13 protein-coding genes are annotated in these 15,961 nt (G+C 72.6%); 9 read left to right on the top strand and 4 right to left on the bottom strand.

Annotation, left to right across the window (positions count from 1 at the left end; all coding sequences use genetic code 11):
- Nucleotides 1-126: 126 nt before the first annotated feature.
- From BLT76_RS08570 to BLT76_RS26140, 7 genes are all read left to right on the top strand, one after another.
- Nucleotides 127-1,347, top strand: a complete 1,221-nt coding sequence (locus BLT76_RS08570; protein WP_090853825.1) for an AGE family epimerase/isomerase — start codon at nucleotides 127-129, stop codon at nucleotides 1,345-1,347.
- A 280-nt stretch (nucleotides 1,348-1,627) separates the two neighbouring features.
- The gene (locus tag BLT76_RS08565) at nucleotides 1,628-2,485 is read left to right on the top strand and encodes a pyruvate, water dikinase regulatory protein (RefSeq protein WP_090853820.1); all 858 of its coding nucleotides are present in this window, start codon (nucleotides 1,628-1,630) and stop codon (nucleotides 2,483-2,485) included.
- The gene (ppsA, locus tag BLT76_RS08560; protein WP_090853817.1) at nucleotides 2,482-4,878 is read left to right on the top strand and encodes a phosphoenolpyruvate synthase; all 2,397 of its coding nucleotides are present in this window, start codon (nucleotides 2,482-2,484) and stop codon (nucleotides 4,876-4,878) included. Before BLT76_RS08565 ends, ppsA begins: the two co-directional genes overlap by 4 nt.
- Nucleotides 4,879-5,038: 160 nt before the next feature.
- Entirely contained in the window at nucleotides 5,039-5,416 is a 378-nt protein-coding gene (locus BLT76_RS08555; protein ID WP_090853814.1) for a hypothetical protein, read from the top strand.
- Between the two features lie 107 nt (nucleotides 5,417-5,523).
- A complete protein-coding gene (locus BLT76_RS08550; RefSeq protein ID WP_090853810.1) occupies nucleotides 5,524-5,904 on the top strand; it encodes a hypothetical protein in 381 nt (126 codons plus the stop codon).
- Between the two features lie 32 nt (nucleotides 5,905-5,936).
- Nucleotides 5,937-8,240: an arylsulfatase gene (locus BLT76_RS26145; RefSeq protein WP_090853805.1), complete on the top strand. Its 2,304-nt coding sequence runs from the start codon at nucleotides 5,937-5,939 to the stop codon at nucleotides 8,238-8,240.
- Nucleotides 8,241-8,329: 89 nt separating this feature from the next.
- Nucleotides 8,330-9,133, top strand: a complete 804-nt coding sequence (locus BLT76_RS26140) for a formylglycine-generating enzyme family protein (protein WP_090853802.1) — start codon at nucleotides 8,330-8,332, stop codon at nucleotides 9,131-9,133.
- 143 nt (nucleotides 9,134-9,276) lie between these two features.
- On the opposite strand, the gene BLT76_RS08535 is transcribed toward BLT76_RS26140, so the two are convergent.
- Entirely contained in the window at nucleotides 9,277-9,774 is a 498-nt protein-coding gene (locus BLT76_RS08535; protein ID WP_090853799.1) for an Hsp20/alpha crystallin family protein, read from the bottom strand.
- Nucleotides 9,771-11,312, bottom strand: a complete 1,542-nt coding sequence (locus BLT76_RS08530; RefSeq protein ID WP_090853796.1) for a BCCT family transporter — start codon at nucleotides 11,310-11,312, stop codon at nucleotides 9,771-9,773. Before BLT76_RS08530 ends, BLT76_RS08535 begins: the two co-directional genes overlap by 4 nt.
- A gap of 233 nt (nucleotides 11,313-11,545) precedes the next feature.
- Here BLT76_RS08530 and BLT76_RS08525 point away from each other — a divergent pair, with 233 nt between their 5' ends.
- The gene (locus BLT76_RS08525; protein WP_139175451.1) at nucleotides 11,546-11,890 is read left to right on the top strand and encodes a hypothetical protein; all 345 of its coding nucleotides are present in this window, start codon (nucleotides 11,546-11,548) and stop codon (nucleotides 11,888-11,890) included.
- A 25-nt stretch (nucleotides 11,891-11,915) separates the two neighbouring features.
- Here the strand turns inward: BLT76_RS08525 and BLT76_RS08520 are convergent, their stop codons facing one another.
- Nucleotides 11,916-12,347 carry a hypothetical protein gene (locus tag BLT76_RS08520; RefSeq protein ID WP_090853789.1) on the bottom strand — a complete coding sequence of 144 codons (432 nt, stop codon included), beginning with the start codon at nucleotides 12,345-12,347 and terminating at the stop codon, nucleotides 11,916-11,918.
- Nucleotides 12,344-12,937 (bottom strand): TetR/AcrR family transcriptional regulator, encoded by a 594-nt coding sequence (locus BLT76_RS08515; RefSeq protein WP_090853785.1) that lies wholly within the window; start codon nucleotides 12,935-12,937, stop codon nucleotides 12,344-12,346. Before BLT76_RS08515 ends, BLT76_RS08520 begins: the two co-directional genes overlap by 4 nt.
- A gap of 54 nt (nucleotides 12,938-12,991) precedes the next feature.
- Between BLT76_RS08515 and BLT76_RS08510 the strand changes: the two genes are divergently transcribed.
- Nucleotides 12,992-15,889: a type II toxin-antitoxin system Rv0910 family toxin gene (locus BLT76_RS08510; RefSeq protein ID WP_090853782.1), complete on the top strand. Its 2,898-nt coding sequence runs from the start codon at nucleotides 12,992-12,994 to the stop codon at nucleotides 15,887-15,889.
- Nucleotides 15,890-15,961 lie beyond the last annotated feature (72 nt).

Below are 15,961 nucleotides of genomic sequence, written 5' to 3'. Positions count from 1 at the left end.
GAGCGGCCCTCGTTGGTCGAGTAGCGAGCGCCAGCGAGCGTATCGAGACCCCCGGCAGGTTGGTCTCGATACGCCGCGCTCGTTCCTCGCCGGATGCTCGACCAGCGAGGGCCGTAGCCTGACCGGGTGACTCCCGGAGACCCGTCGTACCTCTCGGCCCAGCGGGCCGACCTGCTCCGGTTCGCCGCGGGCTCGCGGACCGAGCAGGGCTTCGGCTGGCTCGACGAGACGGGCGCGCTCGACCCGACGAAGCCGGTCGAGCTGTGGATCACCTGCCGGATGACCCACGTCTTCTCCCTGGCCGTGCTGGCGGGGGAGGAGCCGGCGCCCGGCGGCCCCGATGCGGCCGAGCTCGCCGAGCTGGCCGAGCACGGCGTCAGCTCGCTGCTCACCCATCTGGCCGACCACGAGCACCGGGGCTGGTACGCCGCGGTCGGCCCGGACGGGGTCGTCGACGACAGCAAGCAGTCCTACGGGCACGCGTTCGTGCTGCTGGCTGCCTGCTCGGCGCTGCTGGCCGACGTACCCGGGGCCGACGAACTGGTCGCGCTCGCGCTGACCGCCCAGGAGCTGAACTTCTGGGACGACGAGGCCGGGCTGGTCGTGGACCGGTGGGACCGCACCTGGACCGAGCTCGACCCCTACCGCGGCGTCAACGCCAACATGCACGCCGTCGAGGCCTACCTCGCCGCCGCCGACGTCACCTCCGGGGACGGCTCCGCGAGCGACTCGGTCTGGTACACCCGGGCCGGCCGGATCGCCAGCCAGGTCCTGGACTGGGCCGAGGCCAATGACTGGCGGATCCCCGAGCACTTCGACGAGCAGTGGCAGCCGCTGCTCGAGCACCACCGCGACGAGCCCGCCCACCCCTTCCAGCCCTACGGCGCCACCGTCGGCCACGGCCTCGAGTGGGCCCGGCTGGTGCTGCCCTTCGGCCTGGTCCAGGCCGCCACCGAGCTCGCCGACCGCGCGGTCGCCGACGGCTGGGCCACCGACGGCGCCGACGGGTTCGTCTACACCACCGACTGGTCCGGGCAGCCGGTCGTGCGCGAGCGGATGCACTGGGTCGCCGCCGAGGCGGTCAGCACCGCCCACGCCCTGCACGAGGCCACCGGCGAGCAGCGCTGGGCCGACGCCGCCACCACCTGGTGGGCGTACGTCGACCGCTGCTTCGTCGACCACGAGCACGGTTCCTGGCACCACGAGCTCGACGCCCAGAACCGCCCCGCGGCGACCGTCTGGCCGGGCAAGCCGGACGTCTACCACGCGTACCAGGCCGCGCTCGCCCCCGAGCTCGCCGGCGGCACGTCGTACGCCGGAGGCCTCGCCGCCCGTCGCCCCGACTGACGCCGGCCGAGCCGCCGGGGGCCCACGCTGGTTGAGGTGTGAGGGCCGCTAGGCCCGAGCCTCGAAACCCGGTGAGGTGGGTGTCGGTCTGGGTTGAGGCCGACTGTTGGCAAGACGGGTTTCGAGGCTCGCTTCGCTCGCACCTCAACCACCGTGGGGGTCGCGCCTCAACCAGCGCGGGGGACCGGTTGTCCATGTGACGTCTCCGACACGGGACACCCGGGGTACTGGGTGGGATCAGCGAGTAGGTTGCGGGACACCCCACCCGGAGGACGGCGCGATGGACGATGAGCAGGACGTCGTACCCGTGTTCTTCCTGTCCGACAGCACGGGCATCAGCGCGGAGACGATGGGCAACGCGCTGCTCATCCAGTTCCCCGACACGCGGTTCGAGCGGACCCTGATCCCATTCATCCACACCGTGGACGACGCCCGCCGTGTGGTGGCGCAGCTCGACGAGGCGATGGACGGGCCGATCACGCCGCTGGTGTTCTGCACCGCGGCGACCGACGAGGTCCGGGCCGAGCTGCACCAGACGCGCGCGCCGCTCATCGACTTCTTCGAGATGCACATGGCGAAGGTCGAGACGATCATCGGCCAGCAGGGGGTCCGCGAGGCCGCCCGGTTGCACGGCGTCGGCGACATCAAGCGCTACAACTCGCGGATGGCGGCGGTCGAGTTCACCATCGAGCACGACGACGGCCAGAGCCTGCGGGCGCTGGAGAAGTCCGACGTGATCCTGCTGGCGCCCTCGCGCTGCGGGAAGACCCCGACCAGCATGTACCTCGCCCTCCAGCACGGGCTGTTTGTCGCGAACTACCCGCTGGTCGACGAGGACCTGGAGGCCGACGGCCTCCCGGAGCCGGTCCAGCCGTACCTGGAGCGCTGCTTCGGTCTCGTCACCACCGTCGACCGGCTCAGCCGGGTGCGCAACGAGCGTCGCCCGAACAGCCGGTACGCGTCTCCCGAGCAGTGTCGCTGGGAGCTGCGCCGGGCGGGTGAGCTGTTCAAGGCCCACCGCCTCCCGGTCATCGACTCGTCGGCGAAGTCCGTCGAGGAGATCTCCGCGCTGATCCTGCAGACCCTCAAGTCCGACGCCCGGTCCCGGCGCCGGCAGCCCGAAGGGAAGTCGTCATGACCAACACCAACGTCCGGTGGTTCTCCGAGCTCGGCCTCGCCGACCTGGAGCAGGTGGGCGGGAAGAACGCCTCCCTGGGCGAGATGGTCTCGCAGCTGTCCGACCTCGGGGTGCGCGTCCCCAACGGCTTCGCGACGACCTCGGACGCCTTCCACCGCTTCATCGGGGAGACGGGGCTGAAGGAGCGGATCGTCGGCCTGCTCGACGGCCTCGACACCGACGACGTACGACGCCTCGCCGAGGTCGGACGCGAGATCCGGACGGCGGTCGTCGAGCAGCCCTTTCCCGAGGACCTCGAGGCCGACATCCGCCGCGCGTACGACGAGCTGGCCGCCGAGACCGAGGGCGAGCCGTCGTTCGCCGTACGCTCCAGCGCCACGGCCGAGGACCTCCCCGACGCGTCTTTCGCGGGCCAGCAGGAGACCTTCCTCAACGTCCGCGGGATCGACGCGATCCTGCAGGCCATTCGCGAGGTCTTCGCGTCTCTCTACAACGACCGGGCGATCGCCTACCGCGTCCACCACGGCTTCGCCCACGCCGACGTCGGCCTGTCCGCGGGCGTGCAGCGGATGGTCCGCTCCGACATCGGCTCCTCGGGCGTGCTGTTCACCATGGACACCGAGTCGGGCTTCACCGACGCCGTGTTCGTGACGTCGGCGTACGGCCTCGGCGAGGGCGTCGTCCAGGGGGCCGTGAATCCCGACGAGTTCTACGTCTACAAGCCTGCCCTGCGCGCGGGGCGGCCGGCGATCCTCAAGCGTGGCGTCGGCGGCAAGGCCACCAAGATGGTCTACACCGACGACGCGGCCGTCGGCCGTACGACGGAGTTCGTCGACGTCGACGCCGCCGACTCGCGGCTGCTGTCGCTGACCGACGCGGAGGTCGAGGAGCTGGCCCGGCACGCGCTGGTGATCGAGGAGCACTACGGCCGGCCGATGGACGTCGAGTGGGGCAAGGACGGCGTCGACGGGCAGCTCTACATCCTCCAGGCCCGCCCCGAGACCGTGCAGTCGCGCGTGACCGGCGCCCTCGAGCGCTACAAGATGCCGAAGGGCGCCGCGACCGGCGTCGACGTGCTCGTCGAGGGCCGCGCGATCGGCCAGAAGATCGGCGCGGGCGCCGTCCGGGTGCTGACCTCGGTCGAGAACATGCACGAGTTCGAGACCGGCGAGGTGCTGGTGGCCGACATGACCGACCCCGACTGGGAGCCGATCATGAAGCGCGCTTCGGCCATCGTCACCAACCGCGGCGGGCGGACCTGCCACGCGGCGATCATCGCCCGCGAGCTCGGCATCCCCGCGGTGGTCGGCACTGGCTCGGCTACCAAGACCCTGGCCGACGGCCGCGAGGTCACCGTCTCCTGCGCCGAGGGCGACACCGGGCTGGTCTACGAGGGCCTCCTCGACTTCGACGTCGAGCGCACCGAGCTGGACGCGATGCCCGACGTACCGGTGAAGATCATGATGAACGTCGGCACCCCCGAGCAGGCCTTCGCCTTCTCACGGCTGCCCAACAAGGGCGTCGGCCTGGCCCGCCTGGAGTTCATCATCAACCGCCAGATCGGCATTCACCCGAAGGCCCTGCTCGACCTGGCCGCCGACCCGACCGCGCTCGACGACGGGCTGCGCGCCGACATCGAGGAGACCATCGCGGCGTACGACGGACCGCGCGAGTTCTTCGTGCAGCGCGTGGCCGAGGGGGTCTCGATGATCGCGGCCGCCTTCGCACCCGAGCCGGTGATCGTGCGGATGAGCGACTTCAAGTCCAACGAGTACGCCAACCTCGTCGGCGGCGAGGGCTACGAGCCCGACGAGGAGAACCCGATGATCGGCTACCGCGGCGCCTCGCGGTACCTGTCGGAGGACTTCGCCGAGTGCTTCGCGATGGAGTGCGAGGCGCTGCGCCACGTGCGCGACGAGATGGGCCTGACCAACGTCAAGGTGATGATCCCGTTCGTGCGCACCCTGAAGGAGGCGCGTGGTGTCATCGACCTGCTGGCCCAGCACGGTCTGAAGCGCGGCGAGAACGACCTGCAGGTCGTGATGATGTGCGAGCTGCCGTCGAACGCCGTGATCGCCAGCCAGTTCCTGGAGCACTTCGACGGGTTCTCGATCGGCTCCAACGACATGACCCAGCTGACCCTCGGCCTCGACCGCGACTCCGGCCTGGTCGCCGACGGCTTCGACGAGCGCGACCCCGCCGTACTCCACATGCTCGACCTGGCCATCACCGCCTGCCGCGACGCCGGCAAGTACGTCGGCATCTGCGGCCAGGGCCCCTCCGACCACCCGGACCTCGCCGAGTGGCTGCTGGAGCGCGGCATCGAGTCGATGTCGCTCAACCCCGACACGGTCGTCGACACCTGGCTGCGGCTGGCCAAGGTCAGCGGCTGAGGGGCCGGGGGAGAGTTTCATCGGCTGGCCGATGAACCTCCCGCCAGGACGACAAAGGTTCATCGTCCCGGCGTGAGTTTCATCGGCTAGCCGATAAAACTCACCGAGCCCTCCGGGGGAGGCTCCAGCCACCGGATCGCCGACCCGCGACAATAGGCCCATGCGGTTCACCGAGCGGGAGATGACGGAAGGGCTGACCGGCGCCGCCAAGCTGGTCGCCGCACGCGGGAAGGCCGACAAGAAGGACGAGGTCTGGGACGGCCTGACCCGGTTCCAGCGCTACCAGCTGCTCGACTCGCTCGGCACCCAGGTGCTCGCCACCCTCGTCGCGCTGCCCGACGTCGACGTCGAGATCGGCACCCGCCCGACCTTCACCGACGCCCAGGTCACCGAGGCGGTCGAGGGCACCCTCGGCGACGTCGGCCGGCTCAAGCGCAAGATGCAGCTCGCCGCCCGGGTGGCGCTGGTGAAGACGGTGCTCGAGCACGTCCCGCCCCGCCAGGACCCGGACGCGCTGATCATCCCCGACCACCTCTGAGGGGTCCCGGCGGTCCTCCGCCGTTCCGCAGGTGGCGGATGTATCGGGAGCCGGCCCGGCCGCTCCTCAGCCTCGAAGGGGCGAGAGCCGCCCCGGGAAGGTGCGTCATGAAGCTCTCGGTCCTCACCACCGCGGCGGTCCTCGCCGCCGGACTCGTCACCGCGGCCGCGCCGGCACAGGCCGCGCCGGCCGCGCCCGCCCGGGCCAAGGTCACCGTCACCATCACGGCCGACGGCACCGACATGTCCGGCGTCGTACGCAGCACGCGTCCGAAGCGCTGCGCCCAGGACCGGACGGTCAAGGTCTTCAAGCTGGTCGCCGGCGAGCCGCACCTGTGGGCGACCGACACCACCGACCTGCAGGGCGGCCGCTACGTCTGGTCGACCGGCAACACCGGCACCGAGGGCCGGTTCTTCGCCAAGGTGGCCCGAAAGGCTGGCTGCAAGGGTGACGTGAGTCCGACGATCCGGGTGCGCCGCAACGACTGAGCGCCGGGCCCGGTCTCTAGGCTGAGCCCACCATGACCAGCCCGGACCGCACCCAGCTCCCGCTCGACGTCGACACCTCGGCCCGGCCGATCGGCCCGGTGCGACCGGGGAAGGGCGCGCCCAACGTCGTCATCGTGCTCATCGACGACATGGGGTACGGCGCCTCCTCGGCGTACGGCGGCCCCTGCGAGATGCCGACCGCCGAGCGGCTGGCCGGGGACGGGCTGCGCTACAGCCGCTTCCACGTGACCTCGCTGTGCTCGCCGACCCGGCAGGCGCTGCTGACCGGCCGCAACCACCACTCGGTCGGGATGGGCGTGACGTCGGAGATGTCGACGCCGAAGCCGGGCTACCACGGCTACCGGCCGGCCAGCGCGGCGACGATCGCGCAGATCCTCGGCGGCAACGGCTACTGCACGGCGGCGTTCGGCAAGTGGCACCAGACCCCGCCGGTCGAGGTGAGCCCGTCGGGGCCGTTCACGCGCTGGCCGATGGGGGAGGGCTTCGACTTCTTCTACGGCTTCATGGGCGCCGAGATGAACCACTGGTACCCGCAGCTCTACCAGGGTCGCCACCCCGTCGAGCCGGACCGGATGCCCGAGGACGGCTACCACCTCTCCGAGGACCTGGTCGAGCACGCCATCGACTGGGTCGAGAACCAGCAGGCGATCACCCCCGAGCGCCCCTTCTTCACCTACCTCGCGCTCGGCGCGACGCACGCGCCGTTCCACGTCGCCCCCGAGTGGCGCGACAAGTACGCCGGCCGCTTCGACCAGGGCTGGGACGCGCAGCGCGAGGAGATCCTGGCCCGCCAGCAGGAGCTCGGCATCGTCCCGGAGGACGCCGAGCTCGCGCCGTGGGCCGAGGGCGTGCCGCACTGGGACGAGCTCGACGAGACCGAGAAGCGGGTCGCGGCCCGGTTCATGGAGACGTACGCCGGGTTCGCCGAGCACGCCGACGTGCAGGTGGGCCGGTTCGTGGACGCGCTCGACGAGATGGGCGTCCTCGACGACACGCTGTTCTTCTACCTGCTCGGCGACAACGGCGCCTCGGGCGAGGGCGGTCCGCGCGGCACCTTCCGCGAGCACCTGGTCGGCCACGGCATCCAGGACGACACGGCCGACATGGCCGCGCGGCTCGACGAGCTGGGGTCCGCGTCGACGTACCCGATCTATCCCGTGGGCTGGGCGCTGGCGATGAACACGCCGTACCCCTGGACCAAGCAGGTCGCCTCCCACCTCGGTGGCATCCGGGACGGGATGATCGTGCGCTGGGGCCGCGAGATCGCCGACCGCGGCGGGATCCGCCACCAGTGGCACCACGTCATCGACGTGCTGCCGACCATCCTGGAGGCCGCCGACCTGCCCGCGCCGGAGACCTTCGGGGGCGTCCAGCAGCAGCCGATCGAGGGCACCAGCCTGCGCTACACCTTCGCCGACCCCGACGCGCCCGACCGGCGCGGCACCCAGTACTTCGAGATGGTCGGCAACCGCGGGATCTACCAGGACGGCTGGGCCGCGGTGACCCGGCACGGCACGCCCTGGGAGATGGTCGGCTCGGGCGACAGGTCGTTCGACGACGACGTGTGGGAGCTCTACCACCTCGACACCGACTGGAGCCAGGCCCACGACCTGGCCGCACAGCACCCGGAGCGGCTGGCCGCGCTGCAGCAGGTGTTCCTGGAGGAGGCCGAGAAGCACCACGTGCTGCCGCTCGACGCCCGGGTCACCGAGCGCGAGAACCCCGAGGTCGCGGGCCGACTCGACCTGCACGCCGGCCGCTCCCAGCTGTCGTTCGGGCCGCGGGTCCGCCGGCTGTCGGAGGAGGCCGCGCCCAACGTCAAGAACCGCACCCACACGATCACCGCCGACCTCGAGGTGCACACCGGGTCGAGCGGCGTCGTGGTGGCGCAGGGCGGCCGCTTCGGCGGCTGGTCGCTGTACGTCGTCAAGGGCGTCCCGCACTACGCCTACAACTTCGCCGGCCGCGACCTGACCACGGTGCGCGGCACCGCGCCGATGGCGCCGGGCCGCCACGACCTGGTCGTCCGCTTCTCGTACGACGGCGGCCCGCCCGGAAGCGGTGCCTCGGTGACGCTCGAGGTCGACGGGGTCGCCGTCGGGACCGGGACGATCCCGGTCACCACCGCCTACTACTTCTCCTTCGACGAGACCTTCAACGTGGGCGTCGACCGCGGCACGCCCGTGACCGACGACTACCGGCCGGTCCACAACCGGTTCGAGGGGCTGATCCACCGGGTCCGCTTCGACCTCGACGGCGTGGCCGAGCGGGCCAGCGACGAGGACCGGGCCCGCGCGGTGATGGTCCACCAGTGAGCAGCTGCTGCGCCCCCTCCCGCGGCCCGGACGACCAGCGCCCGGCGCCCCCGGTGGTTGAGGAGGTTGCGCAGCAACCACCGCCCCCGGTGGTTGAGGAGGTTGCGCAGCAACCGTCTCGAAACCACGACCTCTTCCTCATCCCCGGCGGCCCCACCCGGGTCGGCAGCGACGACCCCGACCACCCCGAGGAGTGGCCGGTGCGCGAGGCCGCGCTGGCGCCGTACCGGATCGGGCGATGCGCGGTGACCAACGCCGAGTACGCCGCCTTCGTCGCCGCGACCGGGCACACCTCGGACGCGGAGCGGTACGGCTGGTCGTTCGTCTTCGGCCCCTTCCTGCCCGACGACTTCCCGCCGACCCGCGGCGTGGCGGCGGCCCCCTGGTGGCGCCAGGTCGAAGGTGCCGACTGGGCGCACCCGGAGGGCCCGCAGTCGTCCGTCGCCGCGCGGGCCGACCACCCGGTCGTCCACGTCTCGCGCCTCGACGCCGAGGCGTACGCCGCCTGGCGCGGCGCCCGGCTGCCCACCGAGGTCGAGTGGGAGCACGCCGCCCGCGGTGGTCTGACCGGCCGGCCGTTCCCCTGGGGGGACGAGCTGGAGCCGGGCGGGGAGCACCGGATGAACGTGTGGCAGGGCGACTTCCCGACCCGCGACACCGCCGCGGACGGCTGGTCCGGCACCTGCCCGGTCAACGCCTACGAGCCCAACGGCTACGGGCTGCACAACACCACCGGCAACGTGTGGGAGTGGTGCGCCGAGACGGTCAGCCGGGGAGGGTCGTACCTGTGCCACGCGTCGTACTGCCGTCGCTACCGGGTCTCCGCCCGGCAGGTGCAGTCGCCCGACGACAGCACCGGCAACCTCGGGTTCCGGATCGCCACCGACGCCTGACGCCCCTCACGCTGGTTGAGGTGCGAGCGAAGCGAGCCTCGAAACCCGGTGAGCCGAGAAACGGCCGGTGGTCCCCCGGCCGATGGACGACTCGCCGGGCTTCGAGGCTCAGGCGCGGGGCGCCTTCGCACCTCAACCAGCGTCTAGCCGCGTCCGACGGTCCTCGAGGTTCTGCCCGACGACTTGTCGGTGAGGGCGATGCGGGTGCTGTCGGCCGGGCTGACGCCGTTGCTGACCGTGACCTCGACCAGCCCGTCGTCGAACTCGGCGTGGATCTGGTCGGGCTCGGTGCCCTCGGGCAGCGTGATGGTCCGGCGGAAGGCGCCGTAGAAGCGCTCGCGGACGAGGAACTCGACCCCGTCCTCGGAGGCGTCCTGAGGGCGAGCCCCCGACACGGTGAGCACGCCGTGGCTGAAGCTCAGCTCGACGTCCTCGGGGTCGACACCGGCGAGCTCGACCCGGATCACCAGGTCCTCGCCGCGGGCCAGGATGTCGGTGGCCGGCACCCACGCGGAGGCGTGCGTCCGCTCGGCCGGGGTGAGGGCGTGCTCGGGCCCTCCGTGCACGCCGGTCGAGCGGACCCGGGCCAGCTCGCTGAACAGGTCGGTGACGCCCTCGAAGGGGTTGCGGCGCTCGGTCATGCGTTCCTCCCGGTGGTCTCGTGCTCCTGCTCGGTCGTCGCCGGGGTCGTACGGCCCTCCTCGCGCAGCGCCTTGACCCAGCAGTAGGCCACGCCGACGAGCACGACGGTGAAGGGCACCGACCCGAGTACGGCGGCCTGCTGCAACGCGGTGAGGCCGCCCACGAGCAGCATCGCGCAGGCGATGCCGCCCATCAGCACGCCCAGGACGACCACGACGATCCGCGACGGGGTGATCGACCCGCGGGACGCCATCGTGGCCATCACGACCGAGGCGGCGTCCGCTCCGCTGATGAAGAACAGCGCGATCAGGATGATGCAGAGCGCGGAGCTGATCACCGGCAGCGGGAGGACGTCGAGGGCGGTGAACAGGGACAGCTCCAACGGTGCTCCGAGCACGTCGACCTCGCCGCTGCGCTGCAGCTCGATGCCGGTCCCGCCCACGATGGCGAACCAGATGAACCCGAAGCCGGTCGGCGCCGCGACCACCCCCACGATGAACTCGCGGATGGTCCGCCCGCGGGAGATCCGGGCGACGAACATGCCGACGAAGGGCGCCCACGAGACCCACCAGGCCCAGTAGAAGATCGTCCAGTTGGCCATCCACTTCTCGTCGCCGACGCCGGTCTCCAGCGACATCGGGATCACCTGGATGACGTAGTCGCCGATCGACTCGATGCCGTTGCTGATGACCAGCACGGTGGAGCCGCCGACCACCAGGAAGAACAGGAACAGCACGATCGTGGCGACCGAGCCGAGGTTGGCCAGGAAGTTGATGCCCTTCTCGACCCCCGACGTCGCCGACAGGATGAACAGGCCCGTGACGACCACGATGATCGCGACCGCCACGCCGTTCGACTTGGGTACGTCGAGCAGGTAGTCGAGCCCGCTGTTGAGCTGCAGGCCGTTGAGGCCGAGCGCGGTCGCCGTACCGAAGAGGGTGGCGACGATGGCCAGCGCGTCTACGAGTCGGCCGATCGGCTTCTGGTGGGCGTCCGGGCCGAGGATCGGGGTGAAGGTCGCGCTGACCAGGACCGGCTGGTCCTTGCGGAACGCGAAGTAGGCCATCGCGCCACCGAGGACGGCGTACATCGCCCAGCCGTTGAAGCCCCAGTGGAAGTAGGTGTAGCGCAGCGCGGTCAGCGCCGCCTCCTCGCTCTCCGGCTCGGCGAGCCCGTGCGGCGGGTTGGCCCAGTGGGTCACCGGCTCGGCGATCCCGTAGAAGAGCAGCCCCGCCCCGAGCCCGGCCGCGAACATCATCGAGACCCACGAGAAGGTCCGGAAGTCGGGCGTCGAGTCGTCCGGCCCGAGCTTGATCTTCCCCCACGGCGAGAGCGCGAGGTAGAGGCAGAGGAGCAGCACCCCGGTCGCGATCAGGATGAACGCCCAGCCGAAGTTGCCGACCACCCAGCCGGTGGCCTCGCCCATCACCGTGCCGAGGTTGTCCGGGGCGACCAAGCCCCAGGCGACGAAGCCGGCGATGAGCACCGCCGAGCCCCAGCAGACCGCCGGGTCCACGTCCTTCAGGTACCGGTTCATCTCGCGCCCCTCCCGAGGATGTTCGCGCGTCCTCGTCCGGTGAGTCGGTCGCGAGGTGGCGACCAGCCTTGTGGCGCGCTCGCGCCGGTGTCAATGAGGCGGGGTGTACCCACCGATCGAGATCCGTTATCGGTCCCGGCCCGGGCGGTCTCGACCGGTGGGGCCTGGTGTGCGGCTCCGCCGTACGTCGTCGCCGCGTCCTGCCAGACTCCGATGTCGTGGAGGCGGACCCGATGCTGCGCGTGCTCCGGTCGCTGCGAGCGGTGCTCGCCCTGGTCGCCGTAGTGGTGGCCGGCGCAGCGCTGTGGATCTCGGTCGACAACCCGACGGTCGACGGCACCAGCCGGGGCACCTACACGTGCCTGGCGCCCTACGACACCGTGCTCAACGACGCGATCGACCCGGTGGGCGGGGAGCCGCCGCCGGACGAAGACGAGATCGCGGCCAGCTGCCGCGTGGCAGGCGAGGAACGGTTCGATCAGGCGGTGTACGTCGGGGTCGCGGCCGGACTGGTCGCGATCGCGGCCGCCGGGGTCTCGGTCCTGCTCCACCGCCGGGACCACCGCCCGGTCACGTAACCCTCGCGGGGTCGGCGGCGGGAGGTCACGGCCCGTGCTCGACCTCGCCGACCTCGGTGACGAAGTCGCGGTCCCGCAGCACCTGCGCGGCGACGTCGACCGCGGCGAGCACGTACGGGACGGTCTCGCGGTACTGGTCGACCTTGGTCAGTGCGACCCGGACCTGCGTGGGGGGCGCCACGTCGAGGACCCGGAGGTCCACGGTGGCCCGCATCCCCCAGGTGCGCAGCGGTCGGACGACGTCGAGCAGCATCGTGTCGCTGAAGATCCAGGACCGGAGGAAGGTCCCGAGCTGCAGCGTGGCGGACCCGTGGTCGCGCCGGACCAGGTCGGCCTTGGCGGCGACCAGGCCGGCGACGAGGGTGTCGAGGGACGCCTCCGGTGACGCGGACGTGGTGATCGTCAGGGCCGGCTCGTAGTAGTGGTGGGCCTTGCGCAGCCTCCGTCGCTCGGTCACAGCGCGGGACCCGTCAACGTCACCAGCGTCTCCTTCCAGCGCTCGACGACCACGGCGGTCTGCTCGCGGCCGGGGCCGAGCATGCCGGTCATCGTCGTACCGGTGAGCAGGTCGATCGTGAACTGCACGAGGGTGGGCGCGCGCGGGTCGTCGCCGATCAGGGCGGTGACCGCGCGGTGGATGGCGCCGAAGAGCCGGGCCTGGAGGGGGACCAACGCCTCGCGCAGGGCGTCGTCGGTGCGGGCGGCGACCCAGAGCTCCAGGGCGGCGAGGAACGCCGGGCTCTGCAGGTCGCGCCAGACCAGGTCGACGACGGCGTCCCAGCCGTGGCCGGGCGGCGGCCCGGCGTCGGAGGCGAGGACGGCGAGCCGCCGCGCGGCGATGTCCTCGACCACCCCGACCATCAGCGCGGCCCGGGTCGGGAAGTGGTGCAGCAGCGTGCCGCGCGCGACGCCGGCGCGCTCCTGGACGGCCCCGACGGTGGTGGCGCCGTACCCCTTCTCCAGCAGGCACGCGAAGGCCGCGTCGACGAGCAGGGCGCGGGTGGCGGCGGTGCGCTCGGCCTGGGTCCTGCGCGGCCGCTCGTCCATGGCGCTACCGTAGTGTCCCAGAAACAGTCTGACCAGACGGAAAGTGATGACGAGATGGCGAAGCTGATCCGCACGGCCCGCACCCTGGTGAGCGTCGCGCGCGCCGCCGTCTCCACCCGATCGGGCGTCGGGGCCGTCAGGGAGGGCGGTCCCGACGTTCCCCCTCCGGCGGGCCTGGAGGCGTTCGCGCGGCAGGTCAGCGCGACCCGGCTGCTGCCGGCGCCGCCCGAGGTCGTCGCCGAGGCCGTCCTCGACCTCGACCGCACCGCGGACTGGCTGACCCTGCACGCCGCCTGGCGCGGCGAGCGGCCGGACCGGCTGCGCGCGGGGGAGGAGTTCACCCAGCAGATCCGGCTCATGGACATCCCCGCCCAGGCGCGCTGGAGCGTCGAGGCGGCCGGACCGGACGGCTTCGCACTGCGCGGCACCGGCCCGATGGGCATCGTCATCGGGCTGTGGTGCACGCTCGCCCCGGCCGAGGGCGGTACGGCGGTCCGCCTCGACGGCGGTCTGGACGGCGCGCCGGTCCGCGGCCCGGTCGGGCTCACCGCGGTCCGCAGCGTCGAGGTCGCGCTGGCCGAGTCGCTGGCCGCGCTCGAGCAGGTCGTCTCCGGGGGCGGCGCGCGGCTCCGGCTGTCCCGCGACCCGGTCCGCCACCACGCCTCCGGCCGCGAGCTCGACCCGCGCACGCCGGTCATCGTCGGTGTCGGGCAGCTGGTGCAGCGCAAGCCCGACCTGAGCACCCCGCGCGAGCCGGTCGCGCTGTCCGTCGAGGCGCTGCGCGGGGCGGTCGCCGACAGCGGCGCCACCGCCGACCTGCTCGCGCAGGCCGACCTCGTGTACGCCGTGCCGAGCGCGAGCTGGACCTACGGCAACCAGGCGGGCCGGGTCGCGGAGCTGGTCGGGGTGACGCAGGCCGGCACCGTGCAGTCCTCGCCGTACGGCGGCGACGGTGCGCAGCTGGTCGTCAACGACGCGGCCCAGCAGGTGGTCGACGGGCACGCGGACGTCGTACTCCTGACGGGGGCGGAGGCCGGCGCCACCGTGGCCGCGCTGCAGGTGGCCGGGCGGACGCCCGACTGGCCGCGGGTCGCCGAGGACGAGCGCCCGGACCGGGTGATCGGGGTCGACCGGCCGGCCAACAACGAGGCCGAGACCGCGGTCGGGCTGGGCGCGCCCATCTACGCCTACGCGCTGGTCGAGTCGGCGCTGCGCGGCCGCGCCGGCACGTCGTACGACGACCACCGCGCCACCCTGGGCCGGCTCTGGTCGCGGCTGTCGGAGGTGGCCGCGCGCAACCCGTTCGCCTGGGACCCGACCGCCCGCACGGCCGCCGAGGTCGCCGACCCGACGCCGGGCAACCGCTGGGTGAGCGACCCGTACACGAAGCTGATGTGCGCCAACCTCCAGGTCGACCTGGCGACGGGGATCGTGCTGACCAGCGTGGCCGCGGCCGAGGCGGCCGGCGTACCGCAGGAGAAGTGGGTGTTCGTGCACGCCGGGGCGTCGGCGACCGACGAGTGGTTCGTCTCCGAGCGCGCCGACCTGGCGACCTCGCCGGCCATCGCGGCCGCGGGCGCCGCTGTCCTCGACCACGCCGGGCTGGCGATCGAGGACGTCGACCTGGTCGACCTCTACTCCTGCTTCCCGGCTGCCGTGCAGCTCGGTGCGCACGCGCTCGGCCTGCCGCTCGACGACCCCGACCGGCCGCTCAGCGTGACCGGCGGGCTGACCTTCGGCGGCGGTCCCGGCAACAACTACGGCAGCCACGCGATCGCCACGATGGTGCCGCTGCTGCGCGCGGCGCCCGAGCGGGTCGGGCTGTCGACCTCGCTGGGCTGGTACGCGACCAAGCACGCGATCGGCGTCTACGCGGCGACTCCGCCCGCGCGGGCCTACGCCCACCTCACCCCGGCCTTCGAGCGCCCCGCCCCGCGCCCGGTCCGCACCTCGCTCGACGGGTCCGGGGTCGTGGAGGCGGTCACCCGCCCGTTCGACCGCGACGGTACGGCGGAGGCCGCGATCCTCAGCGTGATCGCCGACGACGGGGCCCGCGTGCTGCTGCGGATCGAGGACGGGCCGACCCTCGGCGTCCTGGACGAGGCCGACCTGCTGCGGACCCGGGTCACCTACGACGGCAGCGGGCTGACCGTCGACACGTCCGCGCGCCTGGAGCTCCCCGCGCCGCCGCCCGCACCGGTGCGGACCTCGCGGGAGGGGGCGGTCGCGGTGATCACCCTGGACCGCCCCGAGGTGCGCAACGCGATCGACCACCGCACCGCGGTCGCGCTCGAGCGCGCGCTGGACGACGCGGAGGCGGACCCCGCCGTACGGGTGCTGGTGCTGACCGGCGCCGGTGACCACTTCTGCGCGGGCATGGACCTGGCCGCCGCGAACCGCGGCGAGCTGCCGATCACCGACGGCCGGGGGCCGCTGGGCATCACCGCGCGCCCGCCGACCAAGCCGCTGGTCGTCGCCGTCGAGGGCGCGGCCCTTGCGGGTGGGTTCGAGCTGATGCTCTGCGGCGACCTGGTGGTCGCCGCGGACGGCGCGCTGATGGGGCTGCCCGAGGCCCGGCGCGGGATGGTCGCCGCCGCCGGCGGGCTGCTCCGGATCGGGACCCGCCTCCCGCGCGCCGTCGCCCTGGAGCTGGCGCTGACCGGCGAGCCGCTGCCGGCGTCCCGGCTGCACGAGCTCGGGCTGGTCAACCGCGTCGTACCGCCGGGCACGGCGCTCGACGTCGCGCTCGGGCTGGCCGCCTCGATCGCCGCGTCCGCCCCGCTGAGCGTCGCGGTCGGCAAGCGGATCGTCGACGACGCGTCCTCCTGGTCGGCCGAGGAGGGCTTCGAGCGGCAGACCGAGCTCGCGACGCCGGTGATGCTCTCCGACGACGCCCGTGAGGGGGTCGCGGCGTTCGCGGAGAAGCGAACGCCGGTGTGGACGGGGCGGTGACGACGGCCTTGTGACGCCCGTCATGCCGTGTCACGATGATTCCCGACCGATCGGTCGGGAAATGCGGGAGGC

This window comes from Nocardioides lianchengensis, from assembly GCF_900101465.1.
In the GTDB taxonomy this organism is placed as follows: domain Bacteria; phylum Actinomycetota; class Actinomycetes; order Propionibacteriales; family Nocardioidaceae; genus Nocardioides; species Nocardioides lianchengensis.
The sequence above is the reverse complement of the archived record's forward strand: the minus strand, read 5'-3'. Positions and strand labels throughout refer to the sequence as shown.

Coding starts and splice junctions, on each gene's coding strand:
- BLT76_RS08510 (WP_090853782.1), top strand. CDS start 12,992: ATGGCGAAGCTGATCCGCACGGCCCGCACCCTGGTGAGCGTCGCGCGC.
- BLT76_RS26145 (WP_090853805.1), top strand. CDS start 5,937: ATGACCAGCCCGGACCGCACCCAGCTCCCGCTCGACGTCGACACCTCG.
- BLT76_RS08550 (WP_090853810.1), top strand. CDS start 5,524: ATGAAGCTCTCGGTCCTCACCACCGCGGCGGTCCTCGCCGCCGGACTC.
- BLT76_RS08535 (WP_090853799.1), bottom strand. CDS start 9,774: ATGACCGAGCGCCGCAACCCCTTCGAGGGCGTCACCGACCTGTTCAGC.
- BLT76_RS08530 (WP_090853796.1), bottom strand. CDS start 11,312: ATGAACCGGTACCTGAAGGACGTGGACCCGGCGGTCTGCTGGGGCTCG.
- BLT76_RS08555 (WP_090853814.1), top strand. CDS start 5,039: ATGCGGTTCACCGAGCGGGAGATGACGGAAGGGCTGACCGGCGCCGCC.
- BLT76_RS08515 (WP_090853785.1), bottom strand. CDS start 12,937: ATGGACGAGCGGCCGCGCAGGACCCAGGCCGAGCGCACCGCCGCCACC.
- ppsA (WP_090853817.1), top strand. CDS start 2,482: ATGACCAACACCAACGTCCGGTGGTTCTCCGAGCTCGGCCTCGCCGAC.
- BLT76_RS08565 (WP_090853820.1), top strand. CDS start 1,628: ATGGACGATGAGCAGGACGTCGTACCCGTGTTCTTCCTGTCCGACAGC.
- BLT76_RS08525 (WP_139175451.1), top strand. CDS start 11,546: ATGCTGCGCGTGCTCCGGTCGCTGCGAGCGGTGCTCGCCCTGGTCGCC.